This is a genomic window from Prevotella amnii CRIS 21A-A, assembly GCF_000177355.1.
Classification (GTDB): Bacteria; Bacteroidota; Bacteroidia; order Bacteroidales; family Bacteroidaceae; genus Prevotella; species Prevotella amnii.
The window spans coordinates 47,315-65,128 of sequence record NZ_ADFQ01000085.1; the positions used below are offsets into that span (position 1 = coordinate 47,315).

The 17,814-nt window shown below is 36.7% G+C and carries 11 protein-coding genes; 6 read left to right on the top strand and 5 right to left on the bottom strand.

What is annotated here, in order from left to right; genetic code table 11:
* Window positions 1-224 precede the first annotated feature (224 nt).
* The gene (locus HMPREF9018_RS07645; protein WP_008450106.1) at window positions 225-3,248 is read left to right on the top strand and encodes a PEP/pyruvate-binding domain-containing protein; all 3,024 of its coding nucleotides are present in this window, start codon (window positions 225-227) and stop codon (window positions 3,246-3,248) included.
* Window positions 3,249-3,377: 129 nt separating this feature from the next.
* On the opposite strand, the gene queF is transcribed toward HMPREF9018_RS07645, so the two are convergent.
* Both queF and HMPREF9018_RS07655 read right to left on the bottom strand, forming a co-directional pair.
* Window positions 3,378-3,836 carry a preQ(1) synthase gene (gene queF, locus HMPREF9018_RS07650; RefSeq protein WP_008450070.1) on the bottom strand — a complete coding sequence of 153 codons (459 nt, stop codon included), beginning with the start codon at window positions 3,834-3,836 and terminating at the stop codon, window positions 3,378-3,380.
* A gap of 57 nt (window positions 3,837-3,893) precedes the next feature.
* Entirely contained in the window at window positions 3,894-4,586 is a 693-nt protein-coding gene (locus HMPREF9018_RS07655) for a queuosine precursor transporter (protein ID WP_008450087.1), read from the bottom strand.
* A gap of 209 nt (window positions 4,587-4,795) precedes the next feature.
* Between HMPREF9018_RS07655 and HMPREF9018_RS07660 the strand changes: the two genes are divergently transcribed.
* From HMPREF9018_RS07660 to HMPREF9018_RS07680, 5 genes are all read left to right on the top strand, one after another.
* Window positions 4,796-5,632 carry a peroxiredoxin family protein gene (locus HMPREF9018_RS07660; RefSeq protein WP_008450201.1) on the top strand — a complete coding sequence of 279 codons (837 nt, stop codon included), beginning with the start codon at window positions 4,796-4,798 and terminating at the stop codon, window positions 5,630-5,632.
* A gap of 159 nt (window positions 5,633-5,791) precedes the next feature.
* Window positions 5,792-7,216, top strand: coding sequence for a CCA tRNA nucleotidyltransferase (locus HMPREF9018_RS07665; RefSeq protein WP_008450067.1), 1,425 nt, complete (start codon window positions 5,792-5,794; stop codon window positions 7,214-7,216).
* A gap of 224 nt (window positions 7,217-7,440) precedes the next feature.
* Window positions 7,441-8,775, top strand: a complete 1,335-nt coding sequence (locus HMPREF9018_RS07670; RefSeq protein WP_008450203.1) for an efflux RND transporter periplasmic adaptor subunit — start codon at window positions 7,441-7,443, stop codon at window positions 8,773-8,775.
* 30 nt (window positions 8,776-8,805) lie between these two features.
* Window positions 8,806-12,030: an efflux RND transporter permease subunit gene (locus tag HMPREF9018_RS07675; protein ID WP_008450120.1), complete on the top strand. Its 3,225-nt coding sequence runs from the start codon at window positions 8,806-8,808 to the stop codon at window positions 12,028-12,030.
* A gap of 68 nt (window positions 12,031-12,098) precedes the next feature.
* Window positions 12,099-13,478 carry a TolC family protein gene (locus HMPREF9018_RS07680; protein ID WP_008450055.1) on the top strand — a complete coding sequence of 460 codons (1,380 nt, stop codon included), beginning with the start codon at window positions 12,099-12,101 and terminating at the stop codon, window positions 13,476-13,478.
* 164 nt (window positions 13,479-13,642) lie between these two features.
* Here HMPREF9018_RS07680 and HMPREF9018_RS07685 read toward each other — a convergent pair whose 3' ends face one another.
* The 3 genes from HMPREF9018_RS07685 to HMPREF9018_RS07695 all read right to left on the bottom strand — a co-directional run bounded on the left by HMPREF9018_RS07685 (window position 13,643) and on the right by HMPREF9018_RS07695 (window position 17,772).
* On the bottom strand, window positions 13,643-14,743 hold the full coding sequence (locus HMPREF9018_RS07685; protein WP_008450054.1) for a DUF4876 domain-containing protein: 1,101 nt from the start codon (window positions 14,741-14,743) through the stop codon (window positions 13,643-13,645).
* A 144-nt stretch (window positions 14,744-14,887) separates the two neighbouring features.
* Complete coding sequence (locus tag HMPREF9018_RS07690) at window positions 14,888-16,273, bottom strand: DUF4876 domain-containing protein (RefSeq protein WP_039864664.1); 1,386 nt, start codon at window positions 16,271-16,273, stop codon at window positions 14,888-14,890.
* 38 nt (window positions 16,274-16,311) lie between these two features.
* On the bottom strand, window positions 16,312-17,772 hold the full coding sequence (locus HMPREF9018_RS07695; protein WP_008450115.1) for a hypothetical protein: 1,461 nt from the start codon (window positions 17,770-17,772) through the stop codon (window positions 16,312-16,314).
* Window positions 17,773-17,814: the final 42 nt, after the last annotated feature.

Below are 17,814 nucleotides of genomic sequence, written 5' to 3' on the forward strand. Positions count from 1 at the left end.
CATCACCTGCACTACTTGTGTATATCACCTACACCGATAGTGTACATCATCTACACTAACATTATAAGAGCATTTTTGAATCTTAATTCCGAAAAGATATTACTTCGTTTTTAGCCCAATAAGTTTTATTATAAAATAACAATAAAATAAAACACAGTAAATTATCTTGCCTTTTAAAATTCTTTTGTAACTTCGCAAAATAACTATATACACTTTTTATATGTATGGAAAACGAGGGAAAACTAACTAACATACCACAATCATGGACTAAATTTATATTAAAAGATGCCAACTTTGTAGATCTTATGTTACGACGAATAACTAACGTTCTCATTGTGGCAAATCCCTATGATGCCTTTATGTTAGAGGACGATGGACGCATAGAGGAAAAAATATATAATGAATATATGGAGTTAGGGTTACGCTATCCCCCTATGTTTACCCAAGTTTCTACGACAGAAGAAGCCGAAGACATACTCGCTTCCACACAGATAGACCTTGTTATATGTATGCCTGGCAATGCTGACAACGATGCCTTTACTATAGCACATGGTATAAAAGAAAAGTTTCCACAAATGCCCTGTGTGGTTCTTACACCTTTCTCCCATGGTATAACACGCCGTATGAAAAACGAAGACCTAAGTATCTTCGACTATGTCTTCTGTTGGCTTGGAAACACTAATCTCATTCTCTCTATAATAAAGCTCATAGAAGATAAAATGAATATTGAGCACGACATAGCACAAGCAGGGGTACAAATGCTGCTACTCGTAGAGGATAGCATACGTTATTACAGCTCTATCCTGCCCAATCTGTATAGCTATGTCTTAAAACAAAGCAAAAACTTTGCCACAGAAGCTCTTAACAGGCATGCAGCTACTATGCGTATGAGAGGACGCCCTAAAGTAGTTTTAGCACGTACATATAAAGAAGCCATAGAGATATATGAAAAATATAAAGAAAACTGCTTAGGAGTAATTAGCGATGTGCGTTTCCCTATGTCAACAATAGAAGAGTCGGAAATAGCCATGGCTGGATATACACTAAAAGAGAAAGATGAAGAAGCTGGATTTAAACTATTAGAAACTATCCGTGCTCAAGATGAATATCTACCTCTTATCATGGAAAGCACCGAAACAAGTAACCGTGAACGTGCAGAAAAAGAAGGATTTAATTTTGTAGATAAAAACTCTAAAATGCTTAGCGTAGACCTTCGCCACCTTATGGAAGAGCGTATGGGCTTTGGCGATTTTATCTTTCGAGACCCTAAGACACACAAAGAGATAATGCGCATTCATAACCTAAAAGAGCTACAAGACAACATCTTTACTATTCCTAACGACTCTATGCTTTATCATGTATCACGCAATCACATGAGCCGCTGGCTCTGTGCACGTGCTATATTTCCTGTAAGTAGCTTCTTAAAACACGTTACATGGCATGAGCTTAAAGATATTAATGCACATAGGCAGATTATCTTCGATGCTATAGTGCAATATAGACAAATGAAAAATATTGGCGTTGTTGCAGAATTCGACCGTGTACGTTTCGACCGTTATGCACATTTTGCACGCATTGGCGACGGCTCTTTAGGAGGCAAAGGGCGTGGGCTGGCTTTCTTGGATAATGTCATTAAGCGACAAACCGACTTTAACAAGTATGACAATGTTAAAGTACAGATACCCAAAACAGTAGTTCTCTGCACTGATGTGTTCGATCAGTTCATGGAAAATAATAACCTATACGAGCTTGCTTTAAGCAATGCTAACGATGAAGAGATACTTAGAGCTTTCCTTAAAGCGCAATTACCCGACAGCTATCATGACGACTTTCTAACCTTTATAGATGCCACTCGCTCGCCTATAGCTATTAGGTCCTCCTCTCTTTTAGAAGATAGCCATTACCAACCTTTTGCGGGTGTCTATTCCACTTATATGATACCTTACTTAAGTAACCACGAACAGATGTTACACATGATGGCTGCTGCTATAAAAGGTGTATATGCTTCGGTCTTTTATAAAGAGTCAAAAGCATATATGACAGCAACAAGCAATGTTATAGATCAAGAAAAAATGGCTGTCATTCTTCAAGAAGTAGTAGGAAAAACTTATGGTGATCACTACTATCCTAACATCTCTGGAGTGCTACGTAGCATTAATTATTACCCTGTTAATAACGAAAAAGCAGAAGAAGGTATAGCCTCGTTAGCTTTAGGGCTGGGTAAATATATTGTAGATGGAGGACAAACTCTGCGTGTATCACCCTATCACCCTAATCATATTATTCAGCTTTCACGCAACGATTTCGCTATGCGAGACACACAAAATTATTTCTATGCTATAGATATGACTCTCGCTGGCACTGACTTTAAGGTAGATGATGGCTTTAACATAAAAAAGTTTGATATACAAACAGCTATCGAAGACAACTCTCTTAATTTCATAGCCTCTACTTATGACATAAACGATCGACGCATTCGCGACACACATATAGGTAAAGGTCCTAAAATTATTTCCTTTGCAGGCGTGTTACAATATGATGTTATACCATTACCCGAACTACTACGTATGTCGATGCGTTATGGTGAAGAAGCTATGCGTCGCCCCGTAGAAATAGAGTTTGCTTGTAATATTAACCCAGACCGCACAGCAGAATTCTATCTTTTACAAATACGACCAATAGTCGACTCTAAACAGATTTTAGATGAAGATATAGAACAAATACCTGATGAAAAATGTATCTTACGTAGCAATAACTCTTTAGGACATGGTATATCAAATGATGTTTACGATGTTGTTTATGTGAAATATAATGATAAATATGATGCTCGCTACAACTCACAAATAGCTTTAGAAATAGAAAAAATTAACGACCAATTCCTTGCCAATGGCAAAAGCTATGTGCTTGTAGGGCCGGGACGCTGGGGAAGTAGCGAGCCATGGCTTGGAATACCTGTAAAATGGGCACATATATCTGCCGCACGAGTAATAGTGGAAGTAGCTCTGAAAAACTATAATATAGACCCTAGTCAAGGTACACACTTCTTTCAAAATCTCACTTCTTTCGGAGTAGGATATTTCATGGTAGACACTAATAAGCCTGAAGAAGGGAGCCTATTCAATAAAAATATGCTCGATGCTATGCCTGCTATATATGAAACAGAGCATATTCGTCATATACGTTTTACACACCCATTAACAATAATGATGGATGGAAAGAAGCAAATAGGAGCTATTTTAAACAAATAAAAGAACAGTTTTCTTGCACGGTATAATTACTACTAAAAAGCCTTTCTTTATCATTCTAATACGCTATAAAAAGAATATTCTAAAGAAAGGCTACATCTTTATTAATAATTTTACTCTTTAAAAGATATGCTACATCTTATGATTCATAAACCTATATTCTGCTAATTTCTCATACTTTGTGCCTGTCTTACCATAATTAGCATATGGATATATACTTATACCGCCACGTGGAGTAAATATTCCTATTACCTCTATATACTTAGGACTCATCAGCTTTATAAGGTCTTTCATGATAATATTTACACAATCTTCATGAAAGTCGCCATGATTACGAAAACTAAACAAATAGAGCTTCAAGCTCTTACTTTCCACCATACGCACATCAGGAACATATGATATTCTTATTTCAGCAAAATCTGGTTGACCTGTAATAGGGCACAAGCTGGTAAACTCTGGACAATTAAACTGCACCCAATAATCATTACCTTGATGTTTATTCTCAAAAGACTCTAAAACCTCTGGAGCATAATCGCTCTTATATTCAGTTTTTTTACCTAATAACTGTAGTTTATCTTCTTCTCTATCCATCTTTTAAAATATATACCCAAGCATTTTTAATATGCTTGGGGGGAAAATTAGTTGTGTTTAATTAAGACTAAATACCTTCCAAATACTATAATTAATACCTGTATCGTAGACATCTTCACCTTCATGCGCCTTCAAAGCCTTAACTACTCTTATCGTTATAGGTAAGGCTAACACCTCATAAAATGTTTTAAGGAACACCTGCCAAAGCATCAGCTTGGGTAGTTCTTCCGTAGGAACAACTCCTGATAAAGCAAGAGGAAAAAATATTATAGAGTCTACACTCTCACCTGCTATAGTACTAAGAATAGCACGAGCAGAGAAACGCTTACCTCCATCACGCAATTTCATCTTACTCATAACGTAAGCATTTGCAAACGAGCCTAACACAAAAGCTATAAAAGAAGCTACTGCTACACGAGGGGCTAAGCCAAAGACTGCATGAAAACCTGCATCATTTTTCCAATAAGGAGCACCCGGAATCCAATCACATATAGCACCCATTGTTACAAAAAAGAAATTCATGGCAAAGCCTAACCATATTAACAGACGAGCTTTCTTATACCCCCATACCTCACATACACAGTCATTAATAATGTAAGACACAGGAAACACTATCAAACCACCTGTCAAACTAATACCTAACACTGAAATCTGCTTTGTTTCCAATAGGTTTGCCGCAATAAGGCAAACACAAAAAAGCACACTGAAAAGCAGGAACAGTACGCTTACCTGTTGTTTTGTTTTTTGCATATCTTGTTTTTTTAAAGAGGGTTTAGCAAGTACCCCTGTAATAATTAAAGTGGTGCAAAGTTACAAAAAATATTGTAACTTTTAGTAACATATACATTTTAAGATATGAATAAAAAGTAAAAGTAGTGTTTTTATTATAAAACCTGCGTCCTATATAAATAAATATTACTACATTTGTACGCATTGAAACTAACTACAAATACAGGATTATGAAAAAGTTTTTAATAATGGCTACGCTTGCAGTGTGCACTTTTGCTTTACATGCTCAAGATACTAAGCCTTATGAGGAGAAAATGAATAGTATTGAAGCTCAATACAAAGTATTGCTCAATGAATATCAAGCTATTAAGAAAAGATCTAAAACATCTATCACAACAGAAGATGCTAATAAGATAGAAGAGATAAAAGCTAAAGCTGAACGCTTAGACTCCTTACAGAAAGCAACAACTTTAGAGATAGTACGTAAATTTAAAAACACTACTTTCCCTGCCAAATATGTTTCTGACTTAGTATATAGCTTCGACTTTGACGAGATGAAAGAGGTGTGCGACCCTTCTTCTGGCTATTACAATGACAAAAGCATGGAATTGGTAAAGAAAAGATGGGAATCATTACAACTTCGTCAGCCGGGAATAAAATTCCATGAACTAAAAATGGCAGACCTTAATGGTAAAGCTGTTACCCTTAGCGATTATGCAGGTAAAGGCAAATATGTCCTCGTAGACTTTTGGGCTTCATGGTGTGCCCCTTGTCGTATGGAAATGCCTAATGTCGTAAAAGCATACAAACAATTTCACCCTAAAGGATTTGAAATAGTAGGTGTTAGCTTTGATCAAAAGAAAGAGTCATGGGCAGCTGCAGTAAAGAGCTTAGGCATGACATGGCCACAAATGTCCGACTTAAAGGGTTGGCAATGTGCTGCTGCTAAGACTTATGGCATCACGACCATTCCTTCTAACATACTAATAGACCCACAAGGCAAAATAGTAAAGATAGACCTAATGGGAGAAGAGCTGCAAAAAGTCTTGTCTGAAATATATAAATAAAAAACACATAAATATAATACTTAGTATATATATAATGTAAAGAACATCTATAAGGTATAAAACCTTGTAGATGTTCTTTCTTTTATTATCAAGATATATAAGACTTTGAAATATCATTCTTTTTAACTACCTTTGCATATTTAGAATTAAACTATTATTATGCAAGATCTCTCAGATGCACAATTAGCACATTTATTAAATAAAGATATATTTCATAATATTTCCAAAGCTGCCGATAAATTAGGATTAGAATGCTATGTTGTAGGTGGTTATGTTCGCGATTTGTTTTTAGAACGCCCATCTAATGATATAGATGTAGTGGTAGTAGGAAGCGGCATTAAGGTAGCTCATGAGCTGAAAAATATCTTAGGAAAGCAAGCACATATATCTATTTTTAAGAATTTTGGCACTGCTCAGGTAAAATATAAAAACATAGAAGTAGAGTTTGTTGGTGCTCGTAAAGAAAGCTATAGCCATGATAGCAGAAAGCCTTTAGTGGAAAATGGCACCTTAGAAGACGACCAAAATCGTCGCGACTTTACTATTAATGCCATGGCAATATGCCTAAACAGCCATCTTTTTGGAAAGCTAATAGATCCCTTTGGAGGCATTGATGACCTTTGGGACGGTATAATACGCACACCTCTCGACCCTGATGTTACCTTTTCTGATGATCCATTGCGCATGATGCGTTGTGTACGTTTTGCTACACAACTCAACTTTTTCATAGAAGACGACACTTTTGCCGCACTTGAACGTAATGCGGAACGCATAAAAATAATTAGCAATGAGCGCATTATAGAAGAGCTAAATAAGATAATTATGACTAAAACTCCCAGTAAAGGATTTGTAGACTTGCAACGTTGTGGGCTATTACAAATCATTATGCCAGAGCTTACATCTATGGACGTTGTAGACATAAAAAATGGTAGGGCACATAAAAACAACTTTTATCACACACTTGAGGTGCTTGATAATATTTGTAAAAAAACAAATAACATTTGGCTAAGATGGGCAGCTCTATTACATGATATTGGGAAACCTAAATGTAAACGCTGGGATAACATTATAGGTTGGACATTTCATAACCACAACATAGTAGGTGCAAACATGGTACCTAAACTATTTAGAAGAATGAAGTTGCCCATGGATATGAAAATGAAATATGTACGCAAACTTGTAGATATGCATATGCGTCCTATTGCTATTGCTGATAAAGAGGTAACCGACTCTGCTGTAAGACGACTTATAAATGACGCTGGAAATGATATTGACGACCTTATGACACTATGTGAAGCAGATATAACAAGCAAAAACGAGGTACGCAAACAACGCTTTTTAAATAATTTTAAAATAGTAAGGGAAAAGATAGAAGCACTTAAAGAACAAGATTACAAACGCCTTCTACAACCATGTATTGATGGAAATGAAATTATGGAAATATTCCATTTAAAACCAAGCTATGAAGTAGGCTTACTTAAAAAATCATTAAAAGAAGCTATCTTAGACAACAAAGTGCCAAACGAACGTGAGCCTTTACTAAAATTACTAAACGAAACTGCAAAAGAGTTAGGCTTAATATAAGTTTTAACTCTTTTATTTTTACAAAGTAAATATTGTTAAAAAGAGCACACCACTTTATATATTTACAAAAGAAATTGAGTACTTTTGCATTAAAAGGATAAGCATTTTAACAACTCAAGTTATCATTTCTTTTAGTACTTTATTAATTTAATAGTTATTAGGAACATCTAAAAATGAGTTGTTAAATATCTCCCAACTGAAATAATATTATAATAAAACAATATATGAAAATAAACAAATTATTATTAGTTACAATCACTTTGTCTATAATTTTAGTTGGTTGCAATAAGAGCCAGCATACCCTGCCTACAAGTGATGAATATCCTGTAATTACTATAGGAGCATCAAATGCACAATCAAAAACAACATATCCTGCCACTATAAAAGGTATTCAAGATGTAGAGATAAGACCAAAAGTTAGTGGGTTTATTACTCAACTTAATGTGCATGAAGGTCAATATGTTAAAACGGGGCAAGTATTATTCGTTATAGACAACTCTACCTACCAAGAAGCTGTGCGCCAAGCACAAGCACAAGTAGCAGCAGCACAAAGCACTGTAATGCAAGCTCAAGCAGGAGTTGTTACTGCTAAAGCTAATTTAAATTCGGCTACTGCACAAAGAGCTACTGCCTATTTAACTTATAGTAACAGTAAAAATCTTTATGCTAACAAGGTTATTGGGGAATATGAGCTACAATCTTCAAAAAATTCATATACCACAGCAGAAGCTTCTGTGCGCCAAGCACAAAGCGGAATATCACAGGCTGAAGCAGCTGTGCGCCAAGCTCAAGCACAAGTAAAACAAGCTCAAGCAGGATTATCAACAGCTAAGAACAACCTAAGCTTCTGTTATGTAAAGAGTCCTACTTCTGGATATATCGGAAGTTTGCCATATAAGGAGGGGGCACTGGTAAGCCCTTCTTCTATACAGGCTGTTACTACTGTGAGCAATGTTTCTACTATGGAGGTTTATTTCTCCTTAACAGAATCAGATATGCTAAAACTATCACGCACAGAAAATGGATTAACTAAAGCTATTAGGACTTTCCCTTCTGTTAGCTTACAGCTCATAGATGGATCTATCTATAACCATGAGGGTACTATAGTGAAAACAAGTGGTATAGTAGATGCCGCAACAGGGACTATCAGCGTTATAGCTCGTTTTCCTAATCCAGAAAGATTATTAAAGAGTGGTGGTAGTGGTCAGATTATAATAGCAAAGACTGACAACCATGCTATAGTTATCCCACAAGAAGCAGTGGTGCAGGTTCAAGACAAAATGTTTGTTTATAAAGTAGATAAATATAACAAAGTGCATTATACCGAAATTATCGTTGCTACAGAGAACGATGGCAAAAACTACATTGTTACTCATGGGCTAAAGATGGGTGAGAGAATTGTTGTCAAAGGAGTATCTGCTCTTACTAATGGTGAAAAGATAAAGGCTTTAACAGAAGCCGAATACGCTAAAGCCATTAAGAAGGCACAAGAGTTAAGCAAGAGTCAATCTTCTGCTTCTGCCTTTGTAAAAGCTATGCAAAGTAATGACAATAAATAATATTAATATTCTCACATAGGATAAACAAATATGACTTTTTCTAATTTTATTAAGCGACCGGTATTATCAACAGTAATATCTATCTTTTTTGTTCTATTAGGTATAATCGGATTAATAGCTTTACCCGTTGAGCAGTATCCTGACATAGCTCCTCCTACCATACAAGTATCGACAAGCTATGCAGGTGCTGACGCTCAAACCGTATTAAACTCTGTAATTGTTCCTTTAGAAGAAAGTATAAATGGTGTAGAGAACATGACTTACATGACCTCTCAAGCTACTAACGAAGGTAAAGCTCAAATCACTATCTACTTTAAACAAGGTACAGACCCTGATATGGCTTCCGTTAATGTACAAAACAGAGTAACTCAAGCACAGGCACTATTACCTTCGGAGGTAACACAAGTAGGAGTAACAACCTCTAAACGTCAGAGTAGTAATGTTATAATATTTGCTCTAACAAGCGATGACGGACGTTATGACGAAAAGTTCTTAACCAATTATAGTGATATAAACATCGTTCCTGCCCTAAAACGTGTAAAGGGAGTAGGTAATGTGCAGATTTTTGGTGCATTAACTTATAGTATGCGCATTTGGTTACAACCTGATAAGATGAAGCAATATAACCTAATGCCGCAAGACATAGTTGCTGCTCTTGCAGAGCAAAACATAGAAGCTGCTCCGGGAAAGTTTGGAGAACAGAGCGATATGGCGTATGAATATACTATGCGCTATAAAGGACGTTTAAAAAATCCACAAGAATATAACAACATTATTATTAGTAGTAATACCGACGGACATACTTTATATCTTCGCGATGTGGCAAAGATAGAATTAGGAGGATTATCTTATGCTGTTAGTATGGAAAGCGATGGTAAGCCTGCCGTTATTGGTGCGGTACAACAAGTATCTGGATCGAATGCAACCGAAGTGGCTAATGGCGTAAAAAAAGAATTTGAAAACCAAGCAAAAAATTTCCCTCCCGGCATGAAGATGAATGTCGTTGTTGATGTTACCGACTTCTTATTTGCCTCTATCGAAGAAGTGTTTTTTACACTATTCTTAACCTTGGCTTTAGTATTTCTTGTAGTATATATCTTCTTACAAGACTTACGTTCTACACTTATCCCATTGATTGCTGTCCCTGTCTCATTAATAGGTACTTTCTTATTCTTATGGATGTTTGGCTTCTCTATTAACCTGCTCACTCTATCTGCTTTATTACTCGCTATTGCAATAGTAGTAGACGATGCTATTGTAGTAGTGGAAGCCGTACACGCTAAGCTGGACATAGGATATAAAAGAAGCTTAACGGCTTCTATTGATGCCATGAACGAACTCTCAAGTGCTATCATCTCTATCACTCTTGTTATGGCTGCCGTCTTCGTTCCTGTTTCGTTTTTAAGTGGTACTTCAGGTACTTTCTATCGTGAGTTTGGTGTAACTATGGCTATTTCTATAGTTATTTCAGCCATCAATGCCCTAACACTGTCCCCTGCTCTTTGCGCTTTATTATTAAAACCACATAATAAAAAAGAAAATAAAGCAAACTCTACTTTTATTAATCGCTTTAATACGTCTTTTAATACCGCATTCGATAAGATAACAAATAAATATAAAAAAGGTGTTGAACGTATTATAAAGAAACCTATTATCACAGCAATAGCAGTTGTTTTTGGCATATTAGTGCTAATTATCACTATGAGCACTACAAGTACGGGGTTAGTACCAAATGAAGATACTGGTAATATTATGATATCCATATCTACTCCTCCTGGTACTTCAAAATCGGCAACGAGGCAAATAGTAAACGATGTAGATAAGATGTTAGCTAATAATCCTGCCATAGAAACACGTCAAAACCTTGTTGGATTCAGCTTAATAGGTGGACAAGGCTCTAATCAGGCAGCTTTCTTTATAAAACTTAAGTCGTTTGATAAACGTGCTTCTAAAAATATCTTCTTACGTATAGCAGAATGTTTTAAGCAAGGTAGCCTCATTCCGCTGTTCTTAAACCCTATGGAATCGAATATGGTTTTAGGTATGATATATAAGCAAGTGGCAAGCATAAAAGGAGCTCAAATATTAGCTTTTGGACCTCCTATGATACCAGGGTTCTCTATGGTAAACGGTATTACTATGACCATGCAAGACAAAACAGGTGGTAACATAAATAAGTTCTTAAGCGTTACACGCAGCTTCTTAGAAGAATTGCAAAAACGTCCTGAAGTTTCAAAAGCTATGACTACCTATGACACACAATATCCTCAATACATGGTAGATGTAGATGTTACCAAAACTAAGCAGGCTGGCATTTCGCCTAAAACTGTTCTTTCTACTTTACAGGGATATTATGGTGGTATGTATGCTTCTAACTTCAATACTTATGGTAAGCTATACAGAGTAATGATACAAGGAACAGCAGAAAGCAGACTAACAAAAGAAAGCTTACAAAACATATATGTGCGTACTCCAAAAGGTATGGCTCCTATAAATAGCTTTATTACTTTACAGCGCATTTATGGACCACAAGTAATGAATCGTTTCAACTTGTTTACTTCCATAGATGTTAATATAACTCCACAAGAAGGATATTCTTCTGGAGATGTGCTAAAAGCCATAAAAGAAGTCTCTAAAGACCATCTTCCTGCTGGATATGGGTATGAGTATTCGGGCTTAACACGATCGGAGAGCGAGCAAAGTAACACTACTGTTATTATATTTGCATTATGTATAGTCTTCGTTTACTTAATTTTAAGTGCGCTATATGAGAGCTATCTCTTGCCTTTAGCTGTGGTACTTTCTATTCCTTTTGGCTTAGCAGGAGCTTTTCTCTTTACACTTTTGTTTGGACATAACAACGATATTTATATGCAAATATCTCTTATCATGCTTATTGGCTTATTAGCAAAGAACGCTATCTTAATAGTAGAGTTTGCTTTAGACCGTCGCCGCACAGGTATGGATATACGCCATGCTGCCATTCTTGGAGCTAAAGCTCGCCTTAGACCGGTGTTAATGACAGCATTAGCTATGATAGTGGGCTTAATACCACTAATGTTTGCAAGTGGTGTGGGACGTAATGGAAACCAAACTTTAGGAGCAGCGGCTGTAGGTGGTATGCTTATAGGCACACTTTGCCAAGTATTCTTTGTTCCTACATTGTTTACAATATTCCAACACATTCAGGAACGCTTTTCTCCTATACACTTTAATAATGAGAAAAACAAAGATAACTTAGAAAAACCGGATTAATATGCTTAGAAAGCTAATTGTAAAAAGCAAGAAGATAACTGGTTATAACTTTTCATATAGATTATAAAATGAAGAAATTACACATATTTATAATAGCGTTTGCAGCCTTGTCTTTGACAGGCTGTAAAAGCCTTTATGGCAACTATAAACGTCCTAAAGCAAAGATGATGGGCGTTGTTCGCCACCCTATAGACGACCATGCACAGCTTGAGGGTACTAACGATTTTGGCAATTTGCCATGGCGCAGCGTCTTTACAGATACCCTCTTACAGAAAATCATAGAACGATCGCTTGACAATAATCCTAACCTTATCAATGCAATGCTCAATATAGACATTGCAGAGCAACAGCTTAGAGCAGCAAAGTTAGCCTTTTTACCTAATGTGATATTAAGTCCTACAGGGACAATATCTTTATTTGGTAGCCAACCAGAGCCTACTAAAGCCTATACCTTCCCCATTGCTGCAAGCTGGAATGTTAGCCTTTTCGGTCAACTCCGTGCACAAAAGAAGTCGGCACAGGTCATGCTCATGCAAGCTAAAGATTATAAGGTAGCTGCCCAAACATCGCTTATTTGTAATGTTGCCAACCTATATTACACACTCTTAATGCTTGATAGCCAGAAAGAGATAGTGGAAAATATGGCTAAACTTGCCAAAGACACATGGGAGATGATGAAGCTACAAATAAAGTTTGGACGTGCTCGCTCTACAAGTGTGCAAAGTGCAGAGGCAGCATATTATAATATTCTAACACAAGGAGTTACTATAAGAAACAATATTCGTAAAGCAGAAAACTCTTTAAGCCTGCTATTAGGTGAACCCGCACATAAAATTAATCGTGGAAACTTCTACTATCAAACTCTTCCTGTAACCTTCTCTGGTGGCATTGGTATAGAGCAGCTAAGCAATCGCGCCGATGTTCATGCTAACGAGATGGCTCTTGCACAATGCTTTTATAACGTGCAAGAAGCTCGGAGCAGATTTTATCCTGCTTTAAACATATCGCCAACAGCAGCGTGGTCGAATGGTAATGGATTAATAAGTCCCGGAAAACTACTTCTTAGCATAGCAGGAAGCCTTACCCAGCCCATCTTTGCTCAAGGAAAGCTAAAAGCAGGACTTCGTGTTACTCAAGATCAATATAAGCAGGCTTATAACAAATGGCAAAACAGTATTCTCACAGCTGGAGCAGAGGTTAGCAATGCCCTTGTAGGATATAGCTCTGCTAACGAAAAGACCAAACTTATTCAACGACAAATAGATGTGTTAAAAAAGAATGTAGAGCAAACACAGCTACTTTATAAGCAAAGCTCAAGCTCGTATATAGAAGTTATTACCGCACAACAGGGGCTATTAAACGCTCAAATAGAACAGGTGCAAGAACAGTTTGCCAAGCTACAATCTATAGTAAATCTATATTATGCCTTAGGAGGCGGTGCAAAATAAAACAATAAAAAACACGCCTTTTACTAAGGCTACACCTCTTTTTATATTATAAGTCCACTCATTCTCTATAGGGTAATATATCCCTTTTTAGAATGAGTGGACTTATTTTTTATTTATAGCAATACCTATAAAACAAAAGCTATATGGTTTTTATAAATGTGCCTTTACTTATTAGGCACTACAACAGGCTTCACCTCAAAGTCGACTGAAGAGTCGTCAATATCAGAAAATTTCTTACCGTCGAAACGTCTTGTTAGCATTTTTCCTGCACCTACCTCTATATTATCGTCAGCTTTAGTGTAAACACCATTCCATGCTTTATCTAATTTTCGTGAAATAGGTGCATATGAAGTCTTGGTTGTTGTCCCCTTATACCTTACATTTACTGCATCTACTACCCATTCATTAGGTAAAAACATTAATATTTGATGCTTAGAATGACCATCGCTTGTCCAATTTACAAAACGCCCATATTTACTTCCTGAATTTTCAACTTCTTTAAGTAGCTTTTCATTAGTAGTAGCATTAGTCATATCTGCTTTTATCTTTTTTATAGGCTCTGCCAAGCGTATAAGTGCTATTGTAAAGTTTCGCTCAAAGCTAAAATCACTTGCATCTTCTTCGTTCCAAATTCCTACTTTTGTTTTATCATCTTTCATATTAAGTTGCTGATCCTTATTGTCATCTACACAGTAAAGGAAAGTCATATGTGGCACTTCATCATTACCATTCTGTCCCCACTCAAAATTAGCCTTTGAAAGATCTATAAACTTATCCCAGCCTTTATATTGCTTAGGATCTGCCTCAGAATCTTCCAAATATTTCTTTTGATGCTCTGCATGGTTAACAGCGTTCATGGCAATAACAATAGTTTCTCCCTTCTTTACAACATAAGGCTTATTGTCTTTATTCAATGGGAAACCTATCATATTTGATACTCCAAAACCTTTTTGAGTATAATCGTCTTTAGGGTTTGTAAACGCAACAGGTTCTGCCGCATCATACAAACATAATGCCAATACTGTGTTCTCAAGACTTATATCATGGTCGGTAGGATTATAAATAGAAATAAACTTATCGTCAGTTTCTTCTGACTTATCACCATTAGGTGTAATCATATAGTTACCAGCGTAATAAATATCTTTTATTATCAAGTCTGGAGATTTTGCCTCTGCATTGTTTTTGTCTTCAATTATGTCACCATTACGGGTACAGTTAGCAAACAGCGCTATTATAGCCAAAGCGCATAAAATAGTTTTCTTCATTGTTTTATTTGTTAGTTATATTAATATATATGTATACAAAATAGGTGTAAGTCCAAAGGTATGTGGGAAAAGGTTCTACGCATATCTACGAACTTACACCTTTGTTAATAAAAAAATAATCTATCTTTTTTTTTATTCTAATGCTTACTTTTTCTTTGTGCGAGCTTGTATAGAATTTACTTTCCAATAAGCTTCTGCATTAAACGTTGGTTTTCCTTTCTCATCGCGCTTACAAAGAGAAGGAATGCCCTTAGCGAAGTTAAGGCTTGAGTTCATCTGTGCCACAAAGCCCTTGCCATCTGTTCTACGTATCAAAGCTCCTTGCATATCGAGAGGGTTGAAAGATGTGTTAGCAAAATCGGCACTACCATAAATTCTTTTACATACGCTTGCAGTACCAGCATCATACCACCATACCTTTTCTTTCTTCTCATTGCCATTCTCCATTATTGGGCGCCCCTTAGCATCATACATAGTAACCTCACTTGGAGCAGTAAGAAGGTCAAACTTCTTATTTGAAGAAGGGCATATAGTTAAGAAATCTACCACCCAGTTGTAGTCAAGCTCTATTGTTGCAGGAAGACTGGTGCCACCTTTAACATATATCTCTTGATAGTAAGCTGTAGGATATTTGCTCTTATCTTCTAACGCCTTTTTCTTAGCAGGATCAGATTCATCATTTATAGCATCTCTCTCTGTAGCATAATGGTCGTATAACGTATACCAGTTATGACGAGAGCGTGGAGACTCATCAGGGAAAAAGCCCTCTGCATCTTTTACATGAGGCTTTGTAGCGTCGCCGTCAGGCAGCTTAACTAAAGCTATACGCATGCTCTGGTCTACACCACTAAAAGGTAAATCGTCCCATAAAACCAAATCCCTCATGTTAGGAATATCCTTATTATCATATTTATCATCAGGGTTAGGTTCACGTTGGTTACATAGCTCAAAGGTTTTATCCTTAGGCAGCTTGCTATAATCTGGTAAAGCCTCCCAACCCATATAGTCCGATGACTTAGATGCGTATTCGCTTCCTGTTTCTATTTCGTTCTCTTCAAAGAACTTCTTTTTATGATCGCAAGCGTATTTTACTATTATTACGCTGTCGCCAGGCTGAATAATATGTGGCTTTTTTGTTACAGGGTCGTTAGGGAAATAAGACATTCCGCTAATGCCATAATAACGATTAACAAAAGTACCATTACCTTCTGCTTGCAAAGAATATTGCATGCTTGGGTCTGCAGCATGCACAGCTATAGCCATATTAGCAAGCGATATAGGCTTATCGGTAGGATTAGCTATCACTAAATAGTTAGCATCGGTATATCTCGCATATTGGCTATCCATTTTATACATTGATAAATCTTTCCAAGTAAGATACCCTGTATAAAACACCTCTTTAAAGATAAGGTGGTTTACTTTAGAATTAGCATCAGTTTTATTGGGCATATCCCCATTTCTCTGACACCCAACGAAAAGCGTTGACAACGACATGCACGCCAACGCTAACATGCAATTGATTTTTTTCATATCTTTGATCTTTTATAGTTAATTATATCTGCTCTCGTTTATAAGAACCAGTTACCGAAGGCTCCAAAGCCATGTGTCTTAACATTTTGGCTTGCCCCGTATGCCTCTTCGCCTGTTAAACCTATCTCCTTGCCAAGATAATAATAATAAGGCTCTGTAGGAGAAACGTTAGTAGGGTCGGAATCGAACCTGTTACAATATACCTTTATAGGAATATTAAAGCGTGTAAGCTCTTCCCATTCAGGCTTTTCGAGTGATGTTACCTTAGAGTCCCAGTAAGGATCATAGAAAGGCGCGCATGCTTTTACGCTCTTCATCCAGTCCCAATAACCAGCATAGTCTAACTCTTTATTAGCAATGGTAGCCTTAGGAATGTAAGCCTTTTTACCTTTCTTTATCTTCATAACCCTTACAGAAAGATAAAAATAAGGTAAGATGTATGAAGGACGAGAATACTTTTCGTGATCGCTTGTAAAACCTTTTACCTTAAAAGGCCATGTGTCGTTTGTATAACTTGCCCCTACTCTCTCATCTATATATGGTCTAAAGTTAGAAGAAGGCTCATTAGCCTCATAGTAAAAGTTGATATGCCCTTTTAAGCCTACACAGTCTTTATCGTATGTAGCACACGAATTAGCATCGGAAGCGTCGAGAGGAGGTAACAAACGAATGTTATAAAACTCGCGCATACCATCTGCCATAGCATTCTGGTGCCATGTGTCGCGATAAAAATACTCAAACAAGTTTTTAGTAGCGTTCTGCCTACGCTCGAAAGGATTTTTACCTAAGCTCACATCTTCATCTACTTTGTTAAAATAAGGCGACTCAAGAGGCGTTGGATCTACTTTGCCATTTTCTCCGTTTTTATCTAACTGCCATGTACCTCTACAGTCCATTACTTTATAAGCCTTGCCCTTATCGTCTACATCGCTAATGGTAAAGAATATCTGATACTCATCAGAATGCTTATATATCTCGTCGTTAAGCAGCTTACCGTCTTTATCTAAGAAATATAAGCATATACCCCAAAGGTTTTTATCTCCACCTATAAGGCGAATGTAAGGTTGCTTGGGGGTAGGCTTGCCCAACTTCTTCTCAAAGACCGTCTGTATGCTCTTTTCCCATTCTACCTTTACTGTAGGAAAATCTGCATTGTTGTTTTCGACAACTACAAACTCCTCTTGACGCCAAGGAGCTGCTGGGTAAACATAGTTGCCATGGAACTTCTCATCACCATGTGAGTGGCCTTCCTTAAACATTACTACACAGCGTGCCCAGTTATGAAAGGCTCCGTCCTTATCAGGATCTTTCATATCTTCGGTAAATGGAGCTTTCCTTTGCAAGCTATCTACCATGGCGTCAGCACCACTATGTGGCACTTCTTTTTGTTCCAACGGGTTCTCGGTATAGTTGATATGCATATTTCCAAAAACGAAATCATCGCATGAAGTGCAGCATAATATCAACAAGAGAACGAGCGAAAAACTATATTTCTTCATTTTGTTTTTTTTATATATGTATATATAAGTCTTCTTTAAAAT

Bases quoted from the DNA above. Each gene is read 5' to 3' on its own strand.
- HMPREF9018_RS07665 (WP_008450067.1), top strand. From the start codon at position 5,792: ATGCAAGATCTCTCAGATGCACAATTAGCACATTTATTAAATAAAGAT.
- HMPREF9018_RS07675 (WP_008450120.1), top strand. From the start codon at position 8,806: ATGACTTTTTCTAATTTTATTAAGCGACCGGTATTATCAACAGTAATA.
- HMPREF9018_RS07660 (WP_008450201.1), top strand. From the start codon at position 4,796: ATGAAAAAGTTTTTAATAATGGCTACGCTTGCAGTGTGCACTTTTGCT.
- HMPREF9018_RS07670 (WP_008450203.1), top strand. From the start codon at position 7,441: ATGAAAATAAACAAATTATTATTAGTTACAATCACTTTGTCTATAATT.
- HMPREF9018_RS07695 (WP_008450115.1), bottom strand. From the start codon at position 17,772: ATGAAGAAATATAGTTTTTCGCTCGTTCTCTTGTTGATATTATGCTGC.
- HMPREF9018_RS07680 (WP_008450055.1), top strand. From the start codon at position 12,099: ATGAAGAAATTACACATATTTATAATAGCGTTTGCAGCCTTGTCTTTG.
- HMPREF9018_RS07645 (WP_008450106.1), top strand. From the start codon at position 225: ATGGAAAACGAGGGAAAACTAACTAACATACCACAATCATGGACTAAA.
- HMPREF9018_RS07685 (WP_008450054.1), bottom strand. From the start codon at position 14,743: ATGAAGAAAACTATTTTATGCGCTTTGGCTATAATAGCGCTGTTTGCT.
- HMPREF9018_RS07655 (WP_008450087.1), bottom strand. From the start codon at position 4,586: ATGCAAAAAACAAAACAACAGGTAAGCGTACTGTTCCTGCTTTTCAGT.
- HMPREF9018_RS07690 (WP_039864664.1), bottom strand. From the start codon at position 16,273: ATGAAAAAAATCAATTGCATGTTAGCGTTGGCGTGCATGTCGTTGTCA.
- queF (WP_008450070.1), bottom strand. From the start codon at position 3,836: ATGGATAGAGAAGAAGATAAACTACAGTTATTAGGTAAAAAAACTGAA.